Origin of the sequence: Catellatospora tritici (assembly GCF_019083965.1) — a bacterium.
Classification (GTDB): Bacteria; Actinomycetota; Actinomycetes; order Mycobacteriales; family Micromonosporaceae; genus Catellatospora; species Catellatospora tritici.
Genome location: NZ_JAHRCY010000005.1, coordinates 95932 through 121217 on the forward strand (window position 1 = coordinate 95932; position 25286 = coordinate 121217).

At 74.8% G+C, this 25286-nt stretch carries 9 protein-coding genes; 4 read left to right on the forward strand and 5 right to left on the reverse strand.

Features of this window, described 5'->3' with window-relative positions:
* Positions 1–52: 52 nt before the first annotated feature.
* The gene (locus tag KUA19_RS12695) at positions 53–2227 is read right to left on the reverse strand and encodes a sigma-70 family RNA polymerase sigma factor (protein ID WP_217396163.1); all 2175 of its coding nucleotides are present in this window, start codon (positions 2225–2227) and stop codon (positions 53–55) included.
* Between the two features lie 337 nt (positions 2228–2564).
* Between KUA19_RS12695 and KUA19_RS12700 the strand changes: the two genes are divergently transcribed.
* From KUA19_RS12700 to KUA19_RS12715, 4 genes are all read left to right on the forward strand, one after another.
* The gene (locus KUA19_RS12700) at positions 2565–4049 is read left to right on the forward strand and encodes an RICIN domain-containing protein (RefSeq protein ID WP_254549190.1); all 1485 of its coding nucleotides are present in this window, start codon (positions 2565–2567) and stop codon (positions 4047–4049) included.
* A gap of 1 nt (position 4050) precedes the next feature.
* Positions 4051–5487: a pectinesterase family protein gene (locus KUA19_RS12705; RefSeq protein ID WP_217396164.1), complete on the forward strand. Its 1437-nt coding sequence runs from the start codon at positions 4051–4053 to the stop codon at positions 5485–5487.
* 95 nt (positions 5488–5582) lie between these two features.
* Entirely contained in the window at positions 5583–7889 is a 2307-nt protein-coding gene (locus tag KUA19_RS12710; protein WP_217396165.1) for a M28 family peptidase, read from the forward strand.
* A 171-nt stretch (positions 7890–8060) separates the two neighbouring features.
* Entirely contained in the window at positions 8061–8444 is a 384-nt protein-coding gene (locus KUA19_RS12715; RefSeq protein ID WP_217396166.1) for a hypothetical protein, read from the forward strand.
* Between the two features lie 20 nt (positions 8445–8464).
* On the opposite strand, the gene KUA19_RS12720 is transcribed toward KUA19_RS12715, so the two are convergent.
* From KUA19_RS12720 to KUA19_RS12735, 4 genes are all read right to left on the reverse strand, one after another.
* A complete protein-coding gene (locus KUA19_RS12720; RefSeq protein WP_217396167.1) occupies positions 8465–8929 on the reverse strand; it encodes a hypothetical protein in 465 nt (154 codons plus the stop codon).
* 179 nt (positions 8930–9108) lie between these two features.
* Entirely contained in the window at positions 9109–17304 is an 8196-nt protein-coding gene (locus KUA19_RS12725) for a non-ribosomal peptide synthetase/type I polyketide synthase (RefSeq protein WP_217396168.1), read from the reverse strand.
* Entirely contained in the window at positions 17301–20327 is a 3027-nt protein-coding gene (locus KUA19_RS44525; protein ID WP_217396169.1) for a non-ribosomal peptide synthetase, read from the reverse strand. The genes KUA19_RS12725 and KUA19_RS44525 overlap by 4 nt, the downstream gene beginning before the upstream one ends.
* On the reverse strand, positions 20324–25177 hold the full coding sequence (locus KUA19_RS12735) for a non-ribosomal peptide synthetase (RefSeq protein WP_217396170.1): 4854 nt from the start codon (positions 25175–25177) through the stop codon (positions 20324–20326). The genes KUA19_RS44525 and KUA19_RS12735 overlap by 4 nt, the downstream gene beginning before the upstream one ends.
* Positions 25178–25286: the final 109 nt, after the last annotated feature.

Here is a 25286-nt window from a genome sequence, read left to right on the forward strand (position 1 = left end):
GCGACCGGGGACTCCCGGAACGGCGGAAAGTGACGCGGGCACCCGACCAGGCCTAGGGCGCCATCTTCGCCCCGACGCCGGGCCGGGTCGGGGTCAGGAACGTGGTGCCGGGCAGTGTGCCGTCCGGGCGGCGGGGACCCTCGGCCGCGGCTGGATCGGCGCTGCGCAGCAGCGCCACGGTCCAACCGCTCTGGTTCCACGAGTTGCCGCTCTCGTGGGCGGTGTCGCCCCGGTTGTCGTCGCGGCCGTTGCCCAGCGCCAGGTTCGCCTCCAGTACCGAGGGGGAGTACCAGAACGCGAACCCGTCGCCGCCGTTGCGGAACGCCGTGTTGCCGGTGACCGTGATCGCACCGGGGTTGTTCTGCTCGGTGAAACCGTAACTGGCGTTGTCCCAGGCGGCGTTGTCCCGCACGACGTGCCTGGCGGCCGGCACCGGGTCGCCGCCGCCGAGCTTGAACCCGGTGCCCGCCCCGGCGAAGTCGGCCAGGCCCCACCGGTTGACGCCGTTTCCGTACGCCCAGTTGCGCTCCACCGTCACCGGGTCGGCGAACCCGCTGAGGTCGACGCCGTCGTCGGCGTTGCGGAAGGCGCGGCAGCCGCGGATCACGTTGCCCGCGCCGTCGCCGTCCTTGAACGCGACCCCGTCGGCGTTGGCGCCGTGCGCGGCGTCATCGTGGTTGTCGTGGAAGTCACTGTCGAGCACCCGGTTGCCGACCGTGCCGGGCCCGCGCAGCACCAACCCGGTGGCGCCGTTGTCGTGCATCGACAACCGCTGGAAGACGGAGCCGCGGCAGCTCACGCAGACGTACGGGAACGTCTTGGCGTGCTGCACGGTCAGGCCCTGCACGGTCCAGTACGACGCGCGCTGGGTCACGTACCACTGGTTGTCGCGGATCGTGGTCGCGTCCAGCACCGGCTGCTCGTCGCGGTAGTTGCTCAGGGTGATCCGCTGCGACTCGGTGCCGCTGGTGGTGATGGTGACCGGGCCGGTCGCCCGGTAGGTGCCGCCACGCAGCGCGATGGTCTGACCGGGCCGGACCAGTTCGACGGCGCGGTTCAGGCTGGCCAGCGGGGCGGTGAGCGTGCCCGGGTTGGTGTCGCTGCCGCCGGGTGCCACGTACAGTTCGGCCGCGGCCACACCGGTGACCGGTCGGGCCGCCGCCGCGGGTGCTCGTGACGGGCTCGGTGACGCGCTCGGGCTCGGCGCGGTGGCGGGCGCGGATGCCGAGGGTGTGGGCTGGGGCGGGTCGGCCTTTGCCGCAGGCGGGGACGCGGGCAGGTAGTGGACGGCGAGCACCGCCGCCGCAGTCGCCGCGGCCAGCGACGATCCGCCGATGACGGCCGTCTTGGCGCTCAGTCCGGCGACGCCTCGGCGCAGCCAGTCGCCCACCGCCAGGCCGACCGAACCGGCGTTGGTGGCGACCGCACCCGTGCTCAGCAGCCCGGCGACCTTCGCCGCCAGGGCCACCGGGACCGGCAGCAGCGTGGCCCCGGTCAGCAGTCGTTCGGCGGGCACCAGCGGCGCCAGGCGTCCGGCGCACACCGCGCAGTCCTGGACGTGCTGCTCGGCCCGGCGCAGCGACAGCGGACCCTGACGGCGCCGAGGATCTCGGGCGGCCGTGTCCAGGCCGGGGCAGCGCGGATCGGCCCGCCACGCCTGCACCACCTGCCGGGCCAGGTCGAGCTGCGCCTTCATCCGCTGCACCCGGACCGCCGCGTGGGCGACGGTGATGCCCAGCGCCGCCGCCAGATCGGTGCGGGTCAGCACACCGGCCACCTCCTGCCACCACAGCGCGAGCAGGCTCTGCTCGGTCGGGGTGAGCCAGCGGGTGGCCGCCGCGACCTCGCGCCGCTGGGTCGACAGGCTGACGCTGGCCAGGGTCTCGCCCTCCGGATCGGCGGCGGGGTCGGGCAACTCGGTCCAGTCGGCCAGCTGCCGCAGGCGGGCCTGGGCGGTGCCGCGGGCCCGTCCCCGCTCCTGGGTCTGCCGGACCGCGATGGCGATCAGCCAGGAACGGAACCGGTCCGGGTCGCGCAGCCTCGGCAACGCCGCCACGGCGCGCAGCATCGTCTCCTGCACCACGTCGTCGGTGTCCGGGTGCCCGTCGAGGGCGCGACCGACCACGTTGTACACCAGCGAAAGGTGGGCGGCGAACAGCTCCTGGCGCGCACGGGGGTCACCGGCCTGCGCCGCGCGGACCAGTCCGGTGTCGGGGGCGGGATTCATCGGCGAGCCGTTTCCGGGATGGGACGGGGGTCCGGTGCGGGGCGCGGGCGCCATCGTGGCACAGCGTCGAGTTTGTTGTAAAGACTGCGTGAAGTCTCTGCTATCCGCAGGTCAACGCCGTACCGGGAAAGAATCTTGTTCGGATTGTGTTATCCGAAGGTGGCGCCATCCGTCTACTGCCGACGGCTGCACCGGTCCGCAGGACCGCGCCGCCGTCGGCAGGCCTGTCGCCCGGCAGGCGTGCCGACCCGCCGGACCGCGCGTCTGCCCTCCCTACGGCCAGAGGCGGCGGTCCCACCAGGTGCGCGCCTCGCGGGGCGCGCAGGAAGGCCATCCCATGCCCGAACCGTCCCGTCCCCGTTCCCGGACCGCAACGCGACTGATCAGCGCCGCCGCGGTGCTGGTCGCCGTGCCCGCCGTGGTGGTCGGCGTGAACATGCTGCCCTCGCAGGCGGCCACCACACCGCTGCCCGGCGGCGTCTACACCGTGGTCGCCGGCGCCAGTGGCAAATGCCTGGAGGTGCCCGGCAGCTCCACCGCCTCCGGCACCAAGCTGACCCAGGCCGCCTGCGCGGCCGGGGCCACCCGCCAGCAGTGGCGGGTCGCCACCGCTGGCAGCGCGTACAACCTCGTCAACGTCAACAGCGGCATGTGCGTCGACGTCCCCGGCGCCGCCACCACCTCCGGCACCCAGCTGCAGCAGTGGGGCTGCGGCTCGGCGCAGGCCAACCAGTCGTGGACCTTCACCGCCTCGGCCGCCGCGTCCGGCAAGTACCGCATCACCAGCGTCTCCAGCGCCCAGTGCGTCAGCGACAAGGACGGCTCCACCGCGGGCAACAACCCGATCGTGCAGGAGACCTGCTCCGACGTCGCCCGGATGCAGTGGGCGTTCAACCTGGTCGGTGCCGCGCCCAGCCCGACCGCGTCCGGCCGGACCTGGTCCAACACCGCCGACGGGTTCGCCGCCGGGACGACCGGTGGCGCGGGCGGGGCGACCGTCACCGTCACCACGTACGCCGACCTGCTCGCGTACGCGACGTCGTCGTCGCCGTACACCATCCGGATCAACGCGGCGATCACCGTGCCCACCTTCGGTTACGAGATCCCGGTGACCTCGAACAAGACCCTGATCGGGGTGGGTCGCAACGGCAAGATCCTGCACGGCGGGATCTTCCTCGGCATCGGGGTGCGCAACGTGATCATCCGGAACCTGACGATCGGCGAGACCGAGGTCGCCTCCGACGACCCCGACGACAAGGACTTCGACTACGACGGCATCCAGATGGACACCGCCGACCACATCTGGATCGACCACAACCTGATCACCCACACCAACGACGGCCTGATCGACAGCCGCAAGGACACCACCTACCTGACCGTGTCCTGGAACGTGCTGTCCGACCACAACAAGACCTTCGGCATCGGCTGGACCGACAACGTCACCGCGCGGATGACCATCCACCACAACTGGATCCACGACACCAACCAGCGCAATCCCAGCACCGACAACGTCGCCTACGCGCACCTGTACAACAACTACCTGCAGAACGTCACCTCGTACGGCAACCTGTCGCGCGGGGCCACCAAGATGGTGCTGGAGAACAGCTACTTCGCCAACGTGGCCAACCCGTACTACCCGGACACCACGGCCGCGCAGCTGGTGCAGCGGGGCAGCATCCTCGTCAACTGCACCGGCAAGGCGACGACCAACGGGTCGGCGTTCGACCCGTCGTCGTTCTACGCCTACACCCTCGACCCGGCCGCCAACGTGCCCGCGCTGGTCACCACGTACGCCGGTCCCCAGTCGAACATCGGAGCCTGACATGACCCGTACCCGTGCAATCAGGCCGCTGCCGGCCGCGCTGGCCCTGGTCGTGGTGGCGTCGGCGACGGCGCTGCTGCTGCCCGCCACCTCGCAGGCGGCGGTCGCCCCGGTTGCGGGCGGCGTCTACACGCTGGTGCCCGGCGTCAGTGGCAAGTGCGTCGAGGTGCCCGGCTCCTCGACGGCCAGCGGCACCAAGCTGACCCAGGCCGCCTGCGCGGCCGGGGCCACCCGGCAGCAGTGGCGGGTCGTCGCGAACTCCGGCAAGTTCCAGCTGGTCAACATCAACAGCGGCATGTGCGTGGATGTGCCCGGCGCCTCCACCACCTCCGGCACCCAGCTGCAGCAGTGGGGCTGCGCGGCGCAGACCAACCAACTGTGGACCTTCACCGCCTCGTCGGCGGCGTCCGGCAAGTACCTGGTGGTCAGCGCCGCGACCGCGCAGTGCGTCAGCGACAAGGACGGCTCCACCGCGGGCAACAACCCGATCGTGCAGGAGTCCTGCGCCGACATCGCGCGGATGCAGATCGCGTTCAACCTGGTCGGCACCGCGCCCAGCACCCCGCCGGGCACCCCGACGGTCGCCACCGACGGCACCGGGCAGTACACCAGCGTCCAGGCGGCGATCAACGCGGTGCCCTCGGGCAACACCAGCCGCCGGGTCATCACGATCAAGGCGGGCACCTACCGCGAGACCGTGGTGATCCCGACCGACCGGCCGTACGTCACCCTGCAGGGTCTCGGCTCGTCGGCCGGCGCGACCGTGATCGTGAACAACCACAACGCCGCCGACGGCAGCGCCAACAACGGCTCGACGATCACGGTGTTCGGGCACGACTTCGCGGCGACCAACCTGACCGTCTCCAACGACTACGGCATCGGCGTGCAGGCGCTGGCGCTCAACCTCAACGTCGACCGGGGCAGGTTCGACAACATACGGCTGCTGGGCAACCAGGACACCCTGCTGGTGAACAACTCGGCCCGGGTCTACTTCGTCAACTCCTACGTCGAGGGCACGGTCGACTTCATCTACGGCGGCGGCATCGCCGTCTTCAACGCCTGCCAGATCTACGAGAAGCGCACCACCGGCGGCCCGATCACCGCCGCCAGCACCCCCGCCGACCGGTTGTACGGCATCCTGATCTACAAGTCCACCGTCTCCGGCGCCACCGCCAACACCACCCAGCTCGGGCGGCCGTGGCGACAGGACGCGCAGGTGCTCTACCGCGAGTCCACCCTCACCAACACCATCAAGACCGCCCAGCCGTGGACCGACATGTCCACCAGCACCTGGCAGAACGCCCGGTTCCTGGAATACCGCAACACCGGCGCCGGGGCGGGCGTCAACAGCAACCGGCCGCAACTGAGCGACGCCCAGGCGGCCAACTACACGCCGCAGAAGTACCTGGCCGGATCGGACGGCTGGAACCCGATCTGACGTACGGCCGGTCCGCGCCGGGTGTCCGGGTCCGGCGCGGACCGGCCGCACCGCAGAGGTATTCGGGGATTTCCATGACCGCATACACTCCCCGGGTGCAGTCGACCTCTCTCCGCCGCCCCGCGCTGACCGGCGCCGCCGCCCTGCTCGTCCTGCTCGCCACCGCGACGGCAGTGATGCTGGGCATGCGGCCGCCGTCGCCCGCGCCCGCGGCCGCCCCGGCCGACCGGTTCTCCGCCACCCGGGCGATGGAGCACGTGCGGGCCATCGCCGCCCAGCCGCACCCGAGCGGCACCGCCGCCCACGCCCGCGTCCTCGGGTACCTGGCGCAGCAGCTCGGCGGCCTCGGCTGGACGCTCGACCCGATCGTCGGCACCGCCGCCAACCCCCGCCTCGGCACGCCCGTCCCGATCGGACGCGTCACCACCCTGGTCGCCCGCCGCCCCGGCACCGCCGGCACCGGCACCGTCTACCTCACCGCCCACTTCGACTCGGTACGCACCGGACCCGGCGCCAACGACGACGCGGCCGGGGTCGCCGCGCTGCTGGAGGCCGCCCGTGCGCTCAGCCAGGGCCCCGGCGCCCGCAACGACCTCGCGCTGGTGCTCACCGACGGCGAGGAGCCAGGGCTGCTCGGCGCCCGCCTGTTCCTCGACACCCGCCACCCCGACCCGGCCGGGGCGGTGGTGGTCAACCTGGAGGCACGGGGGGACCGCGGACCCGCGCTGATGTTCGAGACCTCCGCCGCCAACAGCTCGCTGATCGGCCACTACGCCGACACGCCCACGCCGCTCGGGTTCTCCCTGTCGGCCGAGGTCTACCGGCGGCTGCCCAACGACACCGACTTCACCGAGTGGCGCGACGCCGGATTCGCCGGACTCAACGTCGCCTACCTGGACGGATCACCGCGCTACCACACCCCGGGTGACTCGGCCGAGCACGTCGACGGCGCCAGCCTCCAGCACGAGGGCGAACTCGTGCTGGCCCTGGCCCGCTCGCTCGGCGACGCCGACCTGGCCCACCTCGACGACGGCGCCGACACCTACTTCTGGACCCCGCTCGGCCTCGTGCGCTACCCGAACGGGCTGGTCCTGCCCCTCGCCGTCGCCGCGCTGCTCGCGCTGGCGGGACTGGTCACGCTGGCCCGCCGCGCCGGGCAGCTCAGCCTCGGCCGGTACGCCGTCGCGTTCGGCACGGGGCTGGTCCCCGTCATCGCGGCCGTGCTGCTCGCGGTCGCACTGTGGCAGCTCGCCGTCGCGCTCCGGCCGGAGTACGGGGCCTTCGTCCTCGGCGACACCTACGAACCGGGCTGGTATCGCGCCGCGCTGACCGGGGCCGCGCTGCTGGCAGCCGCTGGCTGGTGGCTGCTGATGCGGCGGCGGCTGGGCGCGGCGGCGCTGTCGGCCGGTGGGCTGACCTGGCTGGGGCTGCTGGGCTTGGCGCTGGCGCTGCTCGCGCCCGGCGCGTCGTACCTGTTCAGCCTGCCGGTGCTGGTCAGCGCGGTCGCGGGCGGTGTCGCGCTGGCCCGGCCGACCCTGGTGCCGTGGTGGCCGATCGCGGTGCAGGTGGGTGCGCTGGCGACGTTGCTCGTGACGGCGCCGGTGGTGGCGCTGCTCCATCCGGCGCTGGGGCTGGCTCTGGGCGCGGCCCCGGCCGCGCTGATCGCGCTGCTGGCCGTGCCCGCGCTGCCGCTGCTGGACCTGCTGGTACCCCGCCGCGCCGGGCTGGTCGCGGCGGTCGCGGCGGTGACGGTCGCGGCGCTGCTGGCCGCCGGGCTGGTCACCGACCCGGTCGACGCGGACCATCCGCGCCCGTCACACCTGCTCTACGCGTACGACGCGGACTCCGGCACGGCCCGCTGGCTCTCGCCCGACGCCACCCCCGACGCCTGGACCACCGGTTACCTGACCGGGCGGGTGGAGTCGGTGGAACCGCAGTTCCCGACCCTGGTCGGCGGACTGCTGTCGGACTACCACACCGGCCCCGCTCCGACGATCGCCCTGGCGCCGCCGGAGCTGGCGATCAAGCCGGGCGCCACCGGCGCCGGGTCGGTCGTGTTCACATTGCGCTCCACCCGTTCGGCGGGGGTGCTGTCGTTCCACGTGGCCACGGACGGGCCGCAGCCGGTGGCCGCGACCGTGGACGGTGTCGAGGTGCCGGTCGACGGCGCGCCGGCGCGGCCCGGGAAGTGGGGCTGGGGGTTCGAGTTCCACGCCCTGCCGTCCGAAGGTATCGAGGTGAGGTTGCGCTTCGCGGGGTCCGGGCCGGTGACGGTGCGGGTGACCGACCGGACCGACGGTTTCGGCGACGTACCGGGACTGCGGCCGCGCCCGACCGGGCTGGCAGCGGGCCCGCTGCCCACCGACGCCACCCTGGCGGGTAAGACCTTCACGCTGCCGTGACGTTCAGCCGAGGCCGCCCGGACGTCCCCGAGCCCGCCGGCCTCGGCTGGCAGATCGACCGCCAGCGGGGCGGCGGGCCTCCACGTGGCCGCAGGCAGGGCGCCGCAATAGGCTCGCGTGCGCGCTCGGTGGCATGCGACGATCTCGAAATGACGACCACTCGAAAGGCCCATGGCTCGTAGAGCACCGGCCAGAGTACGAGCCGACCTGCCTCGTCGCCGCCAGCCGGGCGAGCGCGTCCCGCTCGCCTCGAACATCTCCGCCCGAGGACTCGCCGAGATCGCGCGGCTGGAGCGACTCGAACTACGGCCAGGTGCCGTCTTCGAAGCTCTGCGCGGATGGGAGCGGTTCACCCACGCCGACGATGCCCGCCGGGTGCGGATCCGCGGCTGCGGCGAATCGGGCTGCTGCCCGGACCCGCTGACGGACCGGCTGCTGCTTGATCGCGTGCTGCCGGTCCTCCCACCGGCGGACGCGCGCTCGCTCCGGCAGCGGATCGACGCGATGGATTCCCGTATCCACGACTGGCAGGTCATCACCTGGCCATGGTCCTAGTACGGCAGCGGCACTCGGGCTTACCTGCGGTTGGCCAATTCGCCAGGCTGTACCTGCGCGCGTGCTGGAATCGAGACCGCCACCAGCAGGGCCAGCGCCCAGGTTGCCATGGCGCCCCATCCGACCAGCGCGCCTTCCTCCCTGCCGCCGGACTCGGCGAACTCCACGAGCAGCGCAGCCGTTCCGATCACCAGCGCCACGCCGCCGAGGAGCCCGGCCGGCAGCCGACGGCCACGGCTCCACACGGCGTGGCCCGCATAAGCGAGCAGGGCAGCGACGGCCGCGGTCACAGTCAGGAACAGGACGACGGCGACCAGGGCTGCGCCGCCCACGGTCGTGTCGTCTCGGCCGGTCAGACTGCCCGAAGCCAGCGCGAGGACAAAGAACGTCGCCGTCGCCGCCGCTCCCGCCGCGCACAACCAGGCCGCGACAAGGTGAGCCGTGTGCGGCCGCGTGGCGTGCGGCTTTCCTGAGGGTTCAGACATGCGGGCAGCATAGCTCCCCGCTCGATGACTATCGATCGATTGCGGACCGTGGAGGTCCGCGCGGCGGAGGACGCCGACGGCGGTCAGCTACCGGCCGGAGTCCCGCCCGCGATCGCCACCCAGCGGCTGCCCGCCGACGCGTTCCGACCGGCGCCGCCCGAACGGGCCCCGCCGCGCGTTCAACGCGCGGCGGGGGAAAGGGTCTCTTTCGCCAGGCGGTGCAGGGTGGTCAGCCAGTCGGACAGCAGGGCGTCGGCGTCGGCGTCGCCGTACTCGTCGCGGTGGTGGCCGAGCGCTACGTGCAGCCCGTCGACCGGGATGACCTCCAGCCGCAGCGGGAACTCGGTCATGCCCAGGTCGAAGTGCTCGCCCGCGAACGGATGCCCCCGGCGCAGCAGCGCCGCCAGCTCGTGCTGCCCGGCGTGCTGAGGGAAGTTGTCGACCACGACGATGCTGCCGAACAGCCGACCGCCGTGCCGACGCTCCAGGTCGACCAGTGCCGCGTGCTCGGCCTCCCGGGCAGCGGCGGCGTCGGCCTGGATCCGCCGCATCAGATCCAACCCGGTGGTGTCCGGCCCGAGCACGGCCCGCTGCGGCAGCGTGTTGATGAACAATCCCACCATCCGGTCGTATCCGGGCAGCTCGGCCCGACGGCCCGACGTGGTGACGCCGAACACGACCTCCGCTGCTCCGGTCTGCTGCGCCAGCACCGTCGCCCAAGCCGCCTGGGCCGCGACCGCCGTGGTGATGCCGTGATCGCGCGCCAACCGGGTGAGCGCGTCGATGGTGGCGTGTTCCGCGTCGGCGGTCCGTCGACCGTAGCCGCCTGCCGCATCCGGATGGGCGGCCGGCGGCAGTGGCGTGCCGCGGGGGCTGTCGCGCAGGTAGCGGTCCCAGTATTCGTCCGCGGGCGCGACGGCGGCGAGGGCGGCGGCGTGGTCGCCCGGGGTCGGTGGGTCGGCAGGAAGGTGCTGCTCGCGCTGGGCACGCGACAGCGTCCGGGCGGCGCCCAGGCCGAGTCGGGGCAGCGCCGACAGCTGGTGTGCGGCGGTACGTAGGCGGGCGGCGGCCGGTCGGGCGGTCAGCGCACGGGCGTACAGCGCGGGTAGGTCCTGCAGCAGCAGCGACCGTGACCAGCCGTCGAGCAGCAGGTGGTGTGCGGTGAAGACGAGCTGGTAGCCGCCGCGCAGCCGGATCAGCGTGCACCGGGCCAGCGGTGCGCTCGCGGGGTCGAACGGGGCGGTGAAGTCGGCGTCGAGGTGCTCGCGCAGGCGCCGCCGAAGCTCGGCCGGGTCGGCGGCGTCGCGCCAGTCGAGATCGGTCCACGGCATGGTCGCCCGCGCGCACACCACCTGCACCGGCACGTCGAGCCCGTCCTGGACGAACGCGGTGCGCAGGATGGGATGGCGGGCGACGAGCGCGTCGAACGCGGCCCGCAGCGCGACCGGGTCGATGAAGGCAGGCAGCGCGTCGGTGGTACGCACCGAGTACAGGCCGGGCCGGGCGCCGTCGGCGATCCGGGCCAGCATGGTTCGCTGCAGGGGCGTGGCGGGGTAGACGTCGTCGGGTACGCCGTAGGCGGTGACGATCCGGGCCAGGCCGTCGGCGTCCAGTCTGGCGAGCGGGAAGTCGGCCGGGGTGAGGGTCGCGGCCGGTGCGACGCCGCGCAGCAGCGACAGCGACGCTCCCGCCTGGGACACCGGCACCGGATCGGCGTCCGGCGGCACGGTCGCGGTGGCGTCCTTGACCCGGCGCAGCGCCTCGGCGAGGTCGGCCGGGACCGGGTCGGCCGGGACGAACACCTCCCGTTCCCACTGGCCCAGTGCGCCATCACGGCGGGCTGCGGCCGGGGCGGTGTCGCGGATCAGGGCGACATCGTGGCCGGACAGCAGCACTCCGGCCGCGTACACCTCCTGCGGCCAGGACCGATGCGCGTTGTCGGCCGGACGCCGGGGCGGCCGGACGGGGGCGGCGAGCCAGCGCGCCCAGGACCGGTCGACACCTTCGGGGACGTCGACCTGCTCCCCGCCGAGCCGCTCGCACAGCTCGCGCCAGGACGCCTCGTCGAGCATCGCGGGGTGGGCGGCGAGGGCGAGCAGGTCCCGGTCCGGTCCGTGGCACAGCACGAGGGCCAGCACCGGACCTCGCTCGGGCGACAGCCCGCGCCCGGCGTCCGCGGCGAGCCGTCGGGCGTGCTCTGACGCCTCCAGCGGGCTCAAGTCCGTGAGGTCGACCTCGACCAGCGGGGAGTCCTGACCCGATTGTTCGGGCGCGGGCAGCCGTAGGACCGCGCCGGTGAGGCGGGCCCGCAGCGCGGGCTGGCGGGCCACCAGCCGGTCGAGCAGTTTGCGCAGCTCGGCCGGGTCGACGCGGCCCGGCTGCGGCAGCACCGCCTGATGTGGACGGGCCTGACGCAGCGCGAGTTGACGCGGCGTGGCGGGCAGCACGGTGTCCACCGTGGCACCGGCGGCCTCGGCCAGGGCGGCGGGGCTGGGGTGGGTGAAGACGTCGCGGGGTGCGACGGCGATCCCGGCTTCGGTGAGGCGGGCGGTCAGGGAAATGGCCAGGATCGAGTCGCCGCCGAGGGCGAAGAAGTCGTCGTCCGGGCCGACGGGCTGGTCGAGCACGGCCGCCATCGCGTCGGCGACCAGGGCCGCGCGTACGTCGCCGAGCCGCGCGGCGGCGGGCGCGGCGACCGGTGCGGTGACGGCGGCCAGGGCCCGCCGGTCGACCTTGCCGCTGGGGGTACGCGGCAGCTCGGCCAGGGCCGTGATCCGGGCCGGGACCAGGTGCGTGGGCAGTCGGGCGGCCAGCCACTCGCGCAGCTGCGGGCCGGTGGCTTCGGTTACGGCGTACGCGAGCAGCCGCAGCCTGCCGTCCGGCCCCGGCCCGGCCACCACCGCGCATTCGCGCACCAGCCGATGCCCGCCGAGCACCGTCTCGATCTCCTCCGGCTCGACCCGGTGCCCACGGATCTTCACCTGCTGGTCGGTCCGGCCCAGGTACTCCAATCTGCCGTCGGCCAACCGCCGCACCAGGTCACCGGTGCGGTACCGGCCGTCGTGGAACCGCCGCGCGGTCGTCTGCGGATCGTCGAGGTAACCGTCGCACAGCTGCACCCCACCGATGACCAGCTCACCCGGCGCGCCCGGGGTGGCGGGGCCGCCGCAGCGGTCGCGTACGGACAGTTCGACGCCGGGCAGCGGGGTGCCGATGGCGGGCAGCGCGGGCCAGTCGGCGGGGTCGCCGGTCAGCAGCTCGGCGGTGACGACATGGCTCTCGGCGGGGCCGTAGTGGTTGTCCAGCACACAGTCGGGCAGCCGGGTGAACAGCTCCCGTACCGGCGCGGTGACCTGCAGGCGTTCCCCGGCCGTGACGACCTCGCGCAGCGACGTGGGCACCGTGTCGGCGCGGCGGGCCGCGTCGGCGAGCCCGGCGAGGCTGACGTACGGCAGGAACAGCCGTCCGACCCGCTCGGCGTTCAGCCAGCGCAGCAGCTCGGCCGGGTCGCGGCGCAGCTCGTCGGCGGCCACGACCAGCGTCCCGCCCGCCGCCAGGGTCGCGAACACCTCCTGGAAGTGCACGTCGAAGCTGTACGGCGTCAACTGCGCCGTCCGGGTTGCCCCGTGCGCGGCCGACCGTTCGACCTGCCACTGCACCAGGTTCGCCAGGGCCCGATGCGCCAACCCGATGCCCTTGGGCTGGCCCGTCGAACCGGACGTGAAGACCACGTAGCACAGCGCGTCCGGTTCGACCCGATGCCGCGGCGCACGCCGTCCGCTGACCGCGTCCTCGATCCGGTGCCTTGTCCGCCCCTCGATCGGCAACTCCGGCTCGCCGAGGGTGAGCACGTGCCGAGCCTGCGCCCGGGTGAGCATCGCGGCCAGGCGCGGCGCCGGATACGACGGATCCAGCGGGACGTAGCACGCCCCGGTACGCAGGACGCCCAGCAGCGCGGCGACGCTGCCCGACCCGCGCGGGGCACAGACCGCGACCCGGTCCCCGGGCCGGACGCCGCCCCGGTGCAGCAGCTCCGCCACCGCGTCGGCCCGCGCCGACAGCTGCGCGTACGTCAGCTCACCGTCTGTCGCCGACACCGCCAGGGCGTCGGGTGTCGTGGCGACGGCCGCGTCGACCAGCTCGGTGACGGTCCGCTCCGGCAGCGCGGATGTGCTCGTCCAATCGGCGATCTCGGCCAAGTCGGTGGCGTCGAGCAGCGGCAGCTGCCCGACCGGGCGGTCGAGGTCGGCGGCCAGCGCCGTCAGCAGCCGCAGATACCGGGCGAGCATCCGCCCGGCGGTCTGTGCCGACCAGGCGTCGGCGGAGTATTCGAACGACACCCGCAGCCGCCCGTCGACCGGGGTGACGTCGACGGTCAGGTCGAACTTCGCGGTGCCCGTGTGCACGTCCTGCACGGTCAGGTCCAGCTCGCCCAGCCGCAGTGGCGGCATCGGCGCGTTCTGCAGCACCAGCAGCACGTTGAACAGCGGATGCTGCTCGGCGCGACGGCCGCCGCCGACCGCCGCGACGATCCGCTCGAACGGCACCTGCTGGTGGGCCAGGGCCTCGTCGACGGTCGACGTCACCCGGGCCAGCAACTGCCGCCCGGTGGGTTCGCCGCGCAGGTCCAGCGGGATCGGCAGGGTGTTGGCGAGCAGGCCGACGGTCTCTTCCAGTTCGGGGTGCGGCCGGTTGGCGACGGGACTGCCGACGACCAGGCGGTCCGCGCCGCCCAGCCGGGACAGCAGCACCCCCAGCCCGGCCAGCAGCAGCGGGTAGAGCCGGGGCGTCGCGGGCAGGTCGAGGTGGTCCTCGACGCGTCCGCCGCGTCCGCTCGGCATCGTGCCGGGTGTGGCCGAGCCGAAGGGCAGCGCGGGCTGGTCGTCGTACCCGTCGAGGGCTTCGGTCCAGAAGTCGAGGCCGCCGGTGTCGGCGGCGCGCTGCCAGTGGGCGACGTCGCCGCACTGCACCGGCGCCGGGCCGAGGTCGGCGTCCGGGTCGGCGTAGGCGCGGCCGAGCTCGGACACCAGCACGCCGACCGACCAGCCGTCGAGCAGCAGATGGTGGGCCGTGACGACGAGCCGGTGCTCGTCCGGGCCGAGCCGTTCCAGCCGGAACCTGATCGCCGGTCCGGTGGCCAGGTCGAACGGGCGACGCACCTCGGCGTCCAGGTCGCCCGGCTCGTGCACGGTCAGCGTGACCGGCTGCGGCGCGGCGGCGGGCTGGGCGGGGTCGCCGTCGATGACGGTGAACCTGGCGCGCAGCACCTCGTGCCGGGCCAGCACCCGCGACAGCGCCCGTTCGAGGGCGGTCACGTCGAGGGGTCCGCGCAGGTGCAGCACGAACGGGAGGTGATAGACGGCGGTGCCCGGGTCGAGCTGCTCCAGCACCCACAGCCGCTGCTGCGCGAAGGTCAGCGGCGCGCCCGCGTCGGCGGGGCGGGCAACGACGCGTGACGCGGCGACGGTGCCCTCGGACAGGGCTTCGCGCACCAGTTCGATCAGCTTGCCCAGCGTCCCGGCGGCCAGCACGTCGCCCAGGTTCAGCCGCACCCCGAACCGGGCCTGCAAACGGCCGCCCAGCTGCGCACCCAGCAGCGAGTGCCCGCCCACGGCCCGGAAGTCGTCGTCGTTGTCCACTTCGGCCGCGCCCAGCAGCTCACGCCAGATCTCGGCGACCTGGGCGGCGACGTCCGGCTGCATCCCGGTCTCCGCCACGGGACTCTCGGCCACCGGAGTCTCGGGCGCGACCGTCGGCAGGGGCGCCGTCCCGGTGGCACGGCGAGGCGGGTCGATCCAGTAGCGGCGCCGGTCGAACGGGTAGGTCGGCAGCGGAACGCGACGCCACAGCCTGCCGGCGTCGGCGGCCGACGGTGCCACCGGTACGCCCGCACACCACGCGGCACCGATCGCGCGCAGTACCGTCGCCGGGTCGCCCGCGTCCAGCCCGGGGTACGCCGCCCAGCCCGCCCCCACCTGCGCCGACGCCAACCCGGTGAGCGTGCGCCCTGGTCCCAACTCCAGCAGCACACCCGCCCCGGCAGCCGTCGCGGCCGCCAGCGCGTCGCCGAACCGCACCGGACTCAGCAGCTGCTCGGTCCAGTAGTCCGGATCTGCCGCCCGCGTAGGCGTGATCCACTGACCGGTCAGACTGGACGTGAACGGTATCGCCGGGGTGCCCAGCCGCAGGGTGGCGATCTCGGCCCGCAGCGCGTCGGCCGCCGGGGCCATCATCGGCGAGTGGAACGCGTGCGAGGTCGTGACCGGCCGGGTCCGCACGCCGCGCCCGGCCAACTCGACCGCCACTTCGGCGATCCGCTCATCCGGGCCGGACAGCACGCACACCTGGGGCGCGTTCACGGCCGCCAGCGCGACCTCACCGCCGACCAGGTCGGCGACGGCCTCCGGACCGGACAGGACGGCCAGCATCGTGCCCCCGGGCAGCGCGTCCATCAGCTCGCCGCGCCGGGCCACCAGCCGCAGCGCGTCGTCGGGCGCGAACACCCCGGCCACGGTCGCGCTGAGGTATTCGCCCAGGCTGTGCCCGACCAACGCGGCCGGTTCGACCCCCCACGACCGCCACAGCCGGGTCAGCGCCCAGCCGGTGGCGAACAGCGCGGGCTGCGCCAGCCGGGTCCGGGTCAGCAGCGCCGCCGCCTGCGGGTCGTCCGGGTCGGCGTGCAGCAGATCGCGCAGGTCCAGGCCCAACCGCGGACGCAGTACGGCCGCGGCATGGTCGATCGCGTCGCGGTAGTGCGACTCGGTCCGGTAGAGGTGCGTTCCCGCGCCGGGCCGCTGCGCTCCCTGGCCCGGGAACAGGAACACCACCCGGGGATCGGCGTCGGCCGTCGACGGCGCGGCGCGGCCGAGCGCGACGGCGGCCCGAGCCGGGTCGTCGGCGACGACGGCCAGCCGGTACGCCATCGGGGTGCGGCCGTGTCGCAGTGTCGCCGCGACGTCCCCGAGCGGCAGGTCCGCGCCGGTCAGCGCCTCGGCCAGGCGCTCGCGCGCGGTGTCGAGGACCTGCGGCGTGGCCGCCGACAGCACCAGCAGCTCCGGCCCGGCCCCGACGGGGGTGGCCGGTCGTGGCGGGGCCTGCTCCAGCACCACGTGCGCGTTGGTGCCGCCGATCCCGAACGAGCTGACCCCGGCGCGGCGCGGCCCGGCGACCCGCCACGGCTGCGCCGTCGCGGCCACGAAGAACGGGCTGCGTTCCAGGCCGGTGGCCGGGTTCGGGTGCCGGAAGTGGACGGTCGGCGGGACCATCCCGTCCCGTACCGCCAGGACCGCCCGGATCAGGCCGGTCACCCCGGCGGCGGCGTCGAGATGGCCGACGTTGGGCTTCGCCGACCCGAGGCCGCAGTATCCGACCGCGTCGGTGTCGGCCCGAAACGCCGCCGTCAGCGCGGTGACCTCGATCGGGTCGCCCAGCTGCGTGCCGGTGCCGTGCGCCTCGACGTAGCCGACAGTCGCGGCGTTCACGTCGGCCAGGGCCAGGGCTTCGGCGATGACCCGGGTCTGGCCCTCGACGCTCGGGGCGGTGAAGCCGACCTTGCGACGGCCGTCGTTGTTCACCGCCGAGGCGAGGATGACCGCGTGCACGGGGTCGCCGTCGGCGAGCGCGTCGTCGAGCCGCCGCAGCACCACCGCGGCCACCCCGGAGCCGCCGACGGTGCCCGCCGCGTCGGCCGAGAACGCCCGGCAGTGTCCGTCGGGGGAGTAGATGCCGCCCTGGTGGTGGCGGTATCCGGCCAGGTGCGGCACGGCGATCGCCGCGCCTCCGGCCACCGCCAGGTCGCACTCGCCCGACAGCAGACTCTGACAGGCCAGATGCGTGGCGACCAGCGACGTCGAGCACGCCGTCTGCACCGTCATCGCGGGCCCGGTCAGCCCCAGCCGATAGGCGACCCCGGTGGCCAGGAAGTCCTTGTCGTTGCCGACCAGCGTGCCCAGCAGCGCCAGGTCGTCGAACCCGCCCCGGTGCGGCAGCAGGTTCTCCACCAGGTACGTGTTGAGCCTCGCGCCGCCGAACACGCCCACCGGCAGGTCCAGCCCGAGCGGGTCGCGTCCGGCGTGCTCCAGCGCCGACCACACCACCTCCAGAAAGTGCCGGTGCTGCGGGTCGAGCAGTTCCGCCTCGCGGGGGGAGTAGCCGAACAGGGCGGCGTCGAACCGGTCCACCCCGTCGATCACCCCGGCGGCGGGCACGTACGCGGGGTCAGCGAGCAGAGTCGGGTCCAGCCCGGACGCGGCCAGGTCGGCGACGTCGAACCGGCTCAGCGACTCGATGCCCGCCAGGCTGTTGCGCCACAGCTGCTCCGGATCGGCCGCGCCGGGGAACCGCCCGGCCATGCCGACCACCGCGATCCTGGTCACCGCCCGCCTCCACCGGTCGGGCGGCGCAGTTGCTGGGCGGCGCGTCGCTGTGCGGCCCGGTCGCGCCCGTCGGCGGCCGCGGCCGCGACGGTGTCGGGTCCGGACAGGTGCGCGGCCAGCGCGGCGACCGTCGGGTGGCGGAACAGGTCCACCACGGCCAGGTCCCGGCCCAGGTCGACGCAGAGCCGGGCGTGGACCCGCGCCAGCGCCAGTGAGTGGCCGCCGACGTCGAAGAAGTTGTCCTCGGCCCCGACCTCGGCCAGGCCCAGCGCCTCGCACCACGCGGCGGCGACGGTCTGCTCCAGGCCCGGCCGGGGTGGTCGGCTGCGCACGGGCACGACCGGGTCGGGCAGCGCGGCACGGTCCAGCTTGCCGCCGGCCGTGACCGGCAGCGCCGGAACGGCGACCAGATGCGCCGGGACCAGGTACCCCGGCAGCGTCCGCGCCAACGCCGCCCGCAGTCCGTCCGGGGCGGGTCCGGGCACCCCGGCCGCGACGTAGTAGCCGACCAGCTCCGTCCCGACCGGGCCAGTCCGCGCGACCACCGCCGCCGCGGTCACCTCGGGCTGGGCGCGCAGCGCGTGCTCGGCCTCGGCGGGCTCCACCCGGAACCCGCGGATCTTCACCTGTCCGTCGCGGCGGCCGGTGAACCGCAGCCGCCCGGCGCCGTCGCGCACGGCCAGGTCACCGGTGCGGTAGCAGCGCCTGCCACCCGGCCCGGTGGTGAACGCGGCCGCGGTCAGGTCGTCGCGTCCGATGTACCCACGGGCCAGGGCCGCGCCGCTGAGGAAGATCTCCCCGGGCACCCCCGGCGGCACCGGCCGCATCGCCTCGTCGAGCAGGTGCACCCCCACGCCTGGCAGAGGTTCGCCCAGCGGCGGCTGCGTGACCGGCTGGCCGGGCGCGGCCTCCCACAGGGTCGCCACCACCGTGTTCTCGGTCGGGCCGTACGCGTTGAAGAACCGCCGTCCAGGCGCCCACCGCCGCACCAGCTCGGCCGGGCACGCCTCGCCGCCGCTGACCAGCACCCGCAGGTCGGGCAGCGGCTCGTCGGCGGGCACCAGCGCGAGCGCGCTCGGCGGCACCAGCACGTAGCTGATCCGCCGGTCGCGCAGCGTCGCGCGCAGCACCGGTCCCGGTAGCAGCGCCGGGGCGGCGGCCAGGCACAGCGTCGCGCCCGACAACAGCGCCAGCACCAGGTCCCACATCGCGGCGTCGAAGCTCGGGGTGGCGAACTGCAGCACCCGGTCGCCCGGCCCGAGGCCGAACCGGGCGATGGTGTGGTCGGCCAGCCGGACCAGACTCGCGTGCTCGACCGCGACACCCTTGGGCTGCCCGGTCGACCCGGACGTGAAGATCACGTACGCGAGGTCGTCGGGGGTGACCGACGGCAGTGGCAGCGGCTCGGCGTCCAGCGGCGCGTCCAGCACCATCGCCGCTGCGGCGGCGGTCGTCATCGCCTCCAGCCGGGCGGCCGGGTAGCCGGGGTCCAGCGGCACCGGAGCCGCCCCGGCGTACATCGCGGCGAGCATCAGCACCGGCCACGACACCGACCGGGCCGCGCGTACGCCCACCCGATCCCCGGGCCGCACCCCGGCCCGTACCAGCGCCGCCGCACAGCGGTGCACTTCATCGGCCAACTGCGCGTAGGTGCGGGTGCCGTCGTCGGCTTCCACCGCGGGCGCGTCGGCGTGGGCGGCGACCACCGCCGCGAACCGCTGCGGCATCGTCGCGGGCGTCGCCGTCACGGCAGGCCCGTCGTCGTACGCCGACAGCGCCTTGGCCTGCCCGGGGAACAGCAGATCCACCTCGGACAGCGGCTGCTCGTCGGGCGCGGCGACCAGGGTGGTGACCGCCCTGACCAGCCAGTCGGCGGTGTCCGGGCCGAGCACGTCGCGGTCGAACTCCAGGTGCACGTCCCCGGCGGCGGCCTCGACGGTCAGGTCGGCCTTGGCCAGGCCGGTGGGCAGCCGCCGCACCCGCGCCGACAGGCCGGGCAGGTCGAGTTCGGGCAGCCCGTCGGCCGTGTGGGTGACGAGGATGTCCACCAGCGGCAGCCGAGCCGGGTCCCGGGGCGGCCGCAGCGCCTCCACCAGGCGGTCGAACGGCAGGTCACGGTGGTCGAGTGCGTCGACCAGGGCCTTCGCGGCCTGCTCCCGCAGCTCGCGTAGCGGCCGCGCCCCCGCCGGACGTATCCGCACCGGCACGGTGTTGACCAGGAAACCGACCATCTCGGCGAGTTCGGCCCGGTCACGCTGCGCGGCGACTACGCCGAAGGCCAGGTCGGACTGGCCGGTGAGCCGGTATACCGCCCCGGCCAGCGCGGCGAGCAGCACCGGGAACGGAGTTCGCGCCGGGATGCGGGCGGTGCGGGTGTCGCCCGTGCCGCCGCGTACGGGCGGGCGGGGCCGGTCGACGGGCAGCGCCACCGGTTCGGGCAGCGGCCGCAGCACCGCACCCCAGTGGTCCAGGTGCCCGGCGACCACGTCGGGGGTGAGCTGTTCGCGCTGCCAGACGGCGTAGTCGGCGTACTCGATCGGGCCGGGCGGCAGCTGTCGGCCACGGTAGGCGATGGCGAGGTCGCGCAGCACCAGGGCGCTGGACCAGGCGTCGCAGACCAGGTGGTGGGCCACCACGACGAGCCGGTGCTCGGTGGGGCCCAGCCGCAGCAGTTCGGCGCGCAGCAGCGACGGTCCGGCCAGGTCGAACGGCGCGACCGCGACGTCGGCCTCGGCCAGGTCGGCCTCGGCGGCCGAGGCGACGTCGCGCACCGGCAGGTCGACGTCGACCGCGCCGAACACCCGCTGTACCGGCTGCCCGGCGACGGTCGCGAAGCCGGTCCGTAGCGCCTCGTGCCGGGCCACGACCGCGCGCAGCGCCCGGTGCAGCGCGGCGGCGTCCAGCGGCCCGGACAGGTCCATGGCGGCGGGCACGTGGTGACGCGCCGTGCCCGGGGTCAGCGACTCGACGAACCACATGGCCCGCTGCTGCGCCGAGGCGGGAAACTCGTCGTATCCGTTCACCGGTCGCCGCTCCGCCCGGCGCCGGTCGCCGCGGTCCGGGGCTGGCGCTGGATCGGCACCGCCGCGGCGGTCGCCTGCCGGGGACCGAGTCGAGCGGCCAGCTGCGCCACCGTCGGCGCCTCGAACACGTCGCCGAGCCGCACCGCGACCCCGAGCGAGGCGCCCAGCCGGGCGGACAGCTGCGCGGCGGCCAGCGAATGGCCACCGAGGGCGAAGAAGTCGTCGTCGGCGCCGACCGGCCCGCACGCCAGCACGGCGGCGAACGCCTCGGCCACCGCCCGCTCGGCCGGGCCGTCCGGGCCGCGGCCGCCGCGCGTGGCCGGGGCCGGGTCGGGCAGGGCCCGCCGGTCGACCTTGCCATTGGGCGTACGCGGCAGCGCGGGCACCGCCAGCACCGCCTGCGGCAGGTACGCCGGAGGCAGCCGCTCGCCCAGCCAGCCGAGCAGGTCAGGGCCCGGGTCGTGGCGGAGCACCACGTAGGCGGCCAGCCGTACCCCCACGCCGGTGCCGTACGCGGTGACCGCGCAGTCGGCCACCGCCGGGTGCCCGGCCAGCACCGCCTCGACCTCACCCGGCTCCACCCGCTGCCCTCGGATCTTGACCTGGGCGTCGACGCGCCCGTGGAACCGCAGCACCCCGTCGCCGGTGACGCTTACCCGGTCACCGGTGCGGTAGGTACGGCCGAAGCAGGGGTCGTCGTAGAAGGACACGGCCGTCTCCTCCGGCCGCCGCAGGTAGCCGCGAGCCACCTGTGGCCCCGACAGGTGCAGCTCACCGGCGATCCCGGCGGGCACCGGCGCACCCCACCGGTCCAGGACCCGGCAGGTCATGCCGGGCACCGGCGACCCGATCGGCACCACCCCGGACCCGCCGGGACGCAGCTCCTGCACGGTCGCCCACACCGCGGCCTCGGTCGGCCCGTACTCGTTGACCAGCCTGCAGTCCGGCAGCGCCGCGTGGTGCCGGGCCACGACGTCGGCCCGGCACTCCTCCCCGGCCACCACGACGGTGTCCAGTTCGGGCAGTGGTAGGTCCCTTCCGGCTTCCAGCATCGCCGCCCACAGCGTCGGCAGGGTCAGTGTGTGCGTGGCGCCGATCTCGGCCAGCACCCGCCAGGCCGCCGCGGAGTCGCGTTCCAGGCCCGGCTCGGCCAGGTGCAGGGTGCCGCCACCGGTCAGGGTCCAGTAGATCCCGGCGACGGAGCTGTCGAACGCGGGAGAGGACAGCAGCAGGAACCGGCGCGGCGGTGGTCCGTACCAGGCGTGCCGGGCCGCGGTCGAGGCGGCGATGTGGCGGTGCTCGACGACCACGCCCTTGGGCCGTCCCGTCGACCCGGAGGTGTAGACGACGTACGCCGCGTCCTGCGGTGACGGACCCGTACCGGTGATCGGCTCGGCGTCTTCGAGGTCGCCCAGGACGGCCGCCGGGGCGGCGTCGGCGAGGATCGCGGCCAGGCGTTCCGGCGGGTAGCCGGGGTCCAGCGGCAGGTATGCCGCCCCGGTCTCCAGCACCCCGAGCATCGCCGCGATGAGCGCGGCCGACCGGGGCAGCCGCAGCGCCACCACATCGCCCGGACCGATCCCGCGCGAGCGCAGGCCCCCGGCCACCGCCTCAGCCCTTTCCCGCAGCTCGCGGTAGCTCCAGCGGGTGTCACGGTCATGCACCGCGAGCGCGTCGGGGGTGCGGTCGACCTGCGCCCACACCATCTCGTGCAGCAGCCCGGCACCCGATGGCGCGGCGGGGGCCGGGGTGTGCAGGTGCGGCGGTGCGGCAGGGTCCAGCGGCTGCGCGTACCAGGGGCGGGCCGGGTCGGCGGCCATCGCCGCCAGCAGCGTCTCCAGCCGGTCGGCCAGCCGTTCGGCGGTGCCGGGTGCGAACCGGTCCAGCGCGTACTCCACCGTGACCTCGCCGGGAGCGAACAGCAGCGACAGGTCGAACGCGGCCCCGCCCCGGTCCACCGGCACCAGCCCGTCGGGTGTGGCGGACTCGTCGGCGACGACGACGTCGAACAGCGGATGCCGTCCCGGGACGCCGCGTCCGGCCAGGGCGGCGAGCTCATCCACCGGCAGCATCGGCCGAGCCAGCACCGCCGCGAGGGCGGTCCGTGCCGCCGCGATCGCGTCGGCGGTGCTGACCGCTCGGCGCAGGTCGACCCGTACCGGCACCAGCGTCACCAGGCAGCCCACGGCCTCGCGCGCACCGGCGTCGCGGGTGTCGACCGGCACGCCGAGCACCGCCTCCGGCTCGCCGGTGTGCCGTGCCACCAGCACCGCCGTCGCGGCCAGCAGCACCGCGAACCGGGTCGACGCGGTCGCCTCGGCCAACCTCGCCACGTCGGTGGCCAGCCGGCGGTGCAGCGTTCGGCCTCGGTGGGTCGCGACGGCCGGGGCGGGCTGGTCGGCGGGCAGTTCGGCCCGCTCGGCGACCCCGGCCAACTGCTCGTGCCACCACCGCCGGTCCTCATCGTCCGGTACCGGTACCGGACCCGGTTCCGGGGGCGGCGCCAGTTCGCGCCCGGCGTAGCAGGCGTCGATCTCCGCCAGTAGCACCCGAGCCGACCGCTGGTCGGCCACGGCGTGGTGGGCCACCAGCAGCAGCACCGGCTCGCCGCCGGTCACCGGCAGCAGCGTCGCGCGCACCAGGTGCCCCTGGGTCAGCTGCGGCGGGGGCCAGCACAGGGCGGTCAGGTGCGCGTCGAGAAAGCCCACGGGCACCGCGTCGAGCACCCTCAGCACCCGGTCGGGAACCGGGTCGGTCTCGACGGCCACGGTGCCGGGCTCACCCCCCGGCACGACGCGGCCACGCAGCACCGGATGGCGTCGCAGCACCTCGCGCAGCGCCGCGTCGAGCCGATCGGGGTCCACTCCGTCCGCACACCGCGCCGCGACGGCCATCGTGTACGCGGGCGTGCCCGGCACCAGCTGCTCGTGCAGCCAGAACGGTCGCTCGGCGGGCGGCCGAGCGCCCAGCCGCGGCGGCGTCACCGGCACGGCGACGGCCGCCACCTCGGCCAGCGTCGCCCCGCCCAGCAGCAGCTCCAGGTCCAGTTCCCAGCCGGTGCGCCGGGCGGCTGCGGTGAGGTCGGCCGCGCCGAGCGAGTCCAGGCCCACCGCGGTCAGCGCGGTGTCGGCGCCGACCGGTCCGATCGACGGCGGCAGCAGCGCGGCGAGCTCGGCCACCAGACCGGCCAACGTCGCCACCGGCGCGGGCGCGGCCGGATCGAGCCGGGGCAGGGTGCCCTGCTCGTAGCCTCGGCGCAGCTCGGCGCGTTGCAGCTTGCCGCTGGAGGTGCGCGGCAGCCCGCCGCGGCGCACCGCCACCAGCACCGCCGGGGTGACGCCGGTGCTCTCGGCCACCGCCGCCCGCACCGCGTCGAGCACCTCGCGCAGCAGCTCCGGGGCCAGATGCCGGTCGGTCTCCACCGCCACGCCGAGGCTTTCGCCGCCGCCGTCGGCCACCGCGAACGCTCCGGCCGCGGACCCGGCCAGCGCCGGATGCGCCGCGAGCGCCTGCTCCTCCACATCGGCCGGATAGACGTTGCGGCCGCGTACGATCACCAGCTCCTTGGCCCGGCCGGTGACGAACAGCTCCCCACCGTCGAGGAAGCCGAGGTCACCGGTGCGCAGCCAGCCGCCGTCGAAGTCGACGCTGGACGCCCCCCAGTACCCGGCGGCGACCCCGTCCCCACCCACCAGGAGGTGACCGACCTGCCCAGCGGCCCGGTCGGCACCCTGCTCGTCGACCACCCGCACCGGGCACAGCGGGCGCCCGCTGGACACCAGCGCCTGACCGTCGCCGGTCGGCACGACCACGCCCGCGGCCAGCGCGTCGCGATCGACGTGACACCTCCGCGGCCCGGTGCCCGCGGTCGCGCCCGACACGATCAGCGTCGCCTCGGCCAGGCCGTAGCACGGGTGCATCGCGGCGGGGTCGAAACCGGCGGCGGCGAACCGCCGGGTGAACCGGTCCACGGTCTGGGCGCGTACCGGCTCGGCGCCGGTGAACGCCAGCCGCCACCGGCTCAGGTCCAGCCCGGACAACCGCGCGTCGGTGACGCGTTCGGCGCACAGCCGATAGCCGAAGTCCGGGCCGCCGGTCACGGTCACCCCGTGCCGCGTCACCGTCTCCAGCCAGAACACCGGGTCCTGCGCGAACGCGGTCGAGGCCAGCAGCACGCACGGGATCCCCGCGGACACCGGGGTGAGCAGGCCGCCGACCAGGCCCATGTCGTGGTATGGCGGCAGCCAGCTCGCCGCCACGTCGTCGTCGCGCAGCGCGAAGTTGTCCCGGATCATCCGCAGGTTGGCCGACAACGCCCGGTGCGGCACCACCACACCCTTGGGCGCCCCGGTCGACCCGGACGTGTACTGCAGGAACGCCACCTCGTCCGGTCCGGCCGCGACGGGTGGCAGCGGCGCGTACCCGTCGGCCCGCGTGACCGTGCGCCACGGCAGCGGCAGCGCGCCGCTGCGGGCCGCCCGCTCGCGCGACTCCTCGGTGCCCAGCGCCAGCGCGGGCCGGGCGTCGGCGGCCACCGCCGCCAGCCGCTGGTCGTGGCGCGACCCGCGCGGCGGGTACGCGGGCACCGCGACCACCCCCGCGTACAGGCAGCCGAAGAACGCCGCGACATAGTCCAGCCCCGCGGGCGCCGCCAGCAGCACCCGGTCGCCCCGGCCCACCCCGGCCTCGGCCAGCATCGCCGCGACCCGTCCGGCCCGCTCGTGCAGCGCGCGGTAGGTCAGCTCGACCGGGTCGGCGCCGGCGCGCACGAACCGGAACGCCGTCGCCCCAGGTGTCAGCTCGGCCCTGACCGCGAGGACGACCCCCACCTGTGTGACGACTTCGGACACGACATCCCCCAAGCAGTCCCCCGGTAACTGCGCTACAGGTCTACTTCGTCGATTCGATGATTGCAAGTCCTTGACTCTGAAAGTAATCGATGCGAGAGTCGCGCAGGCC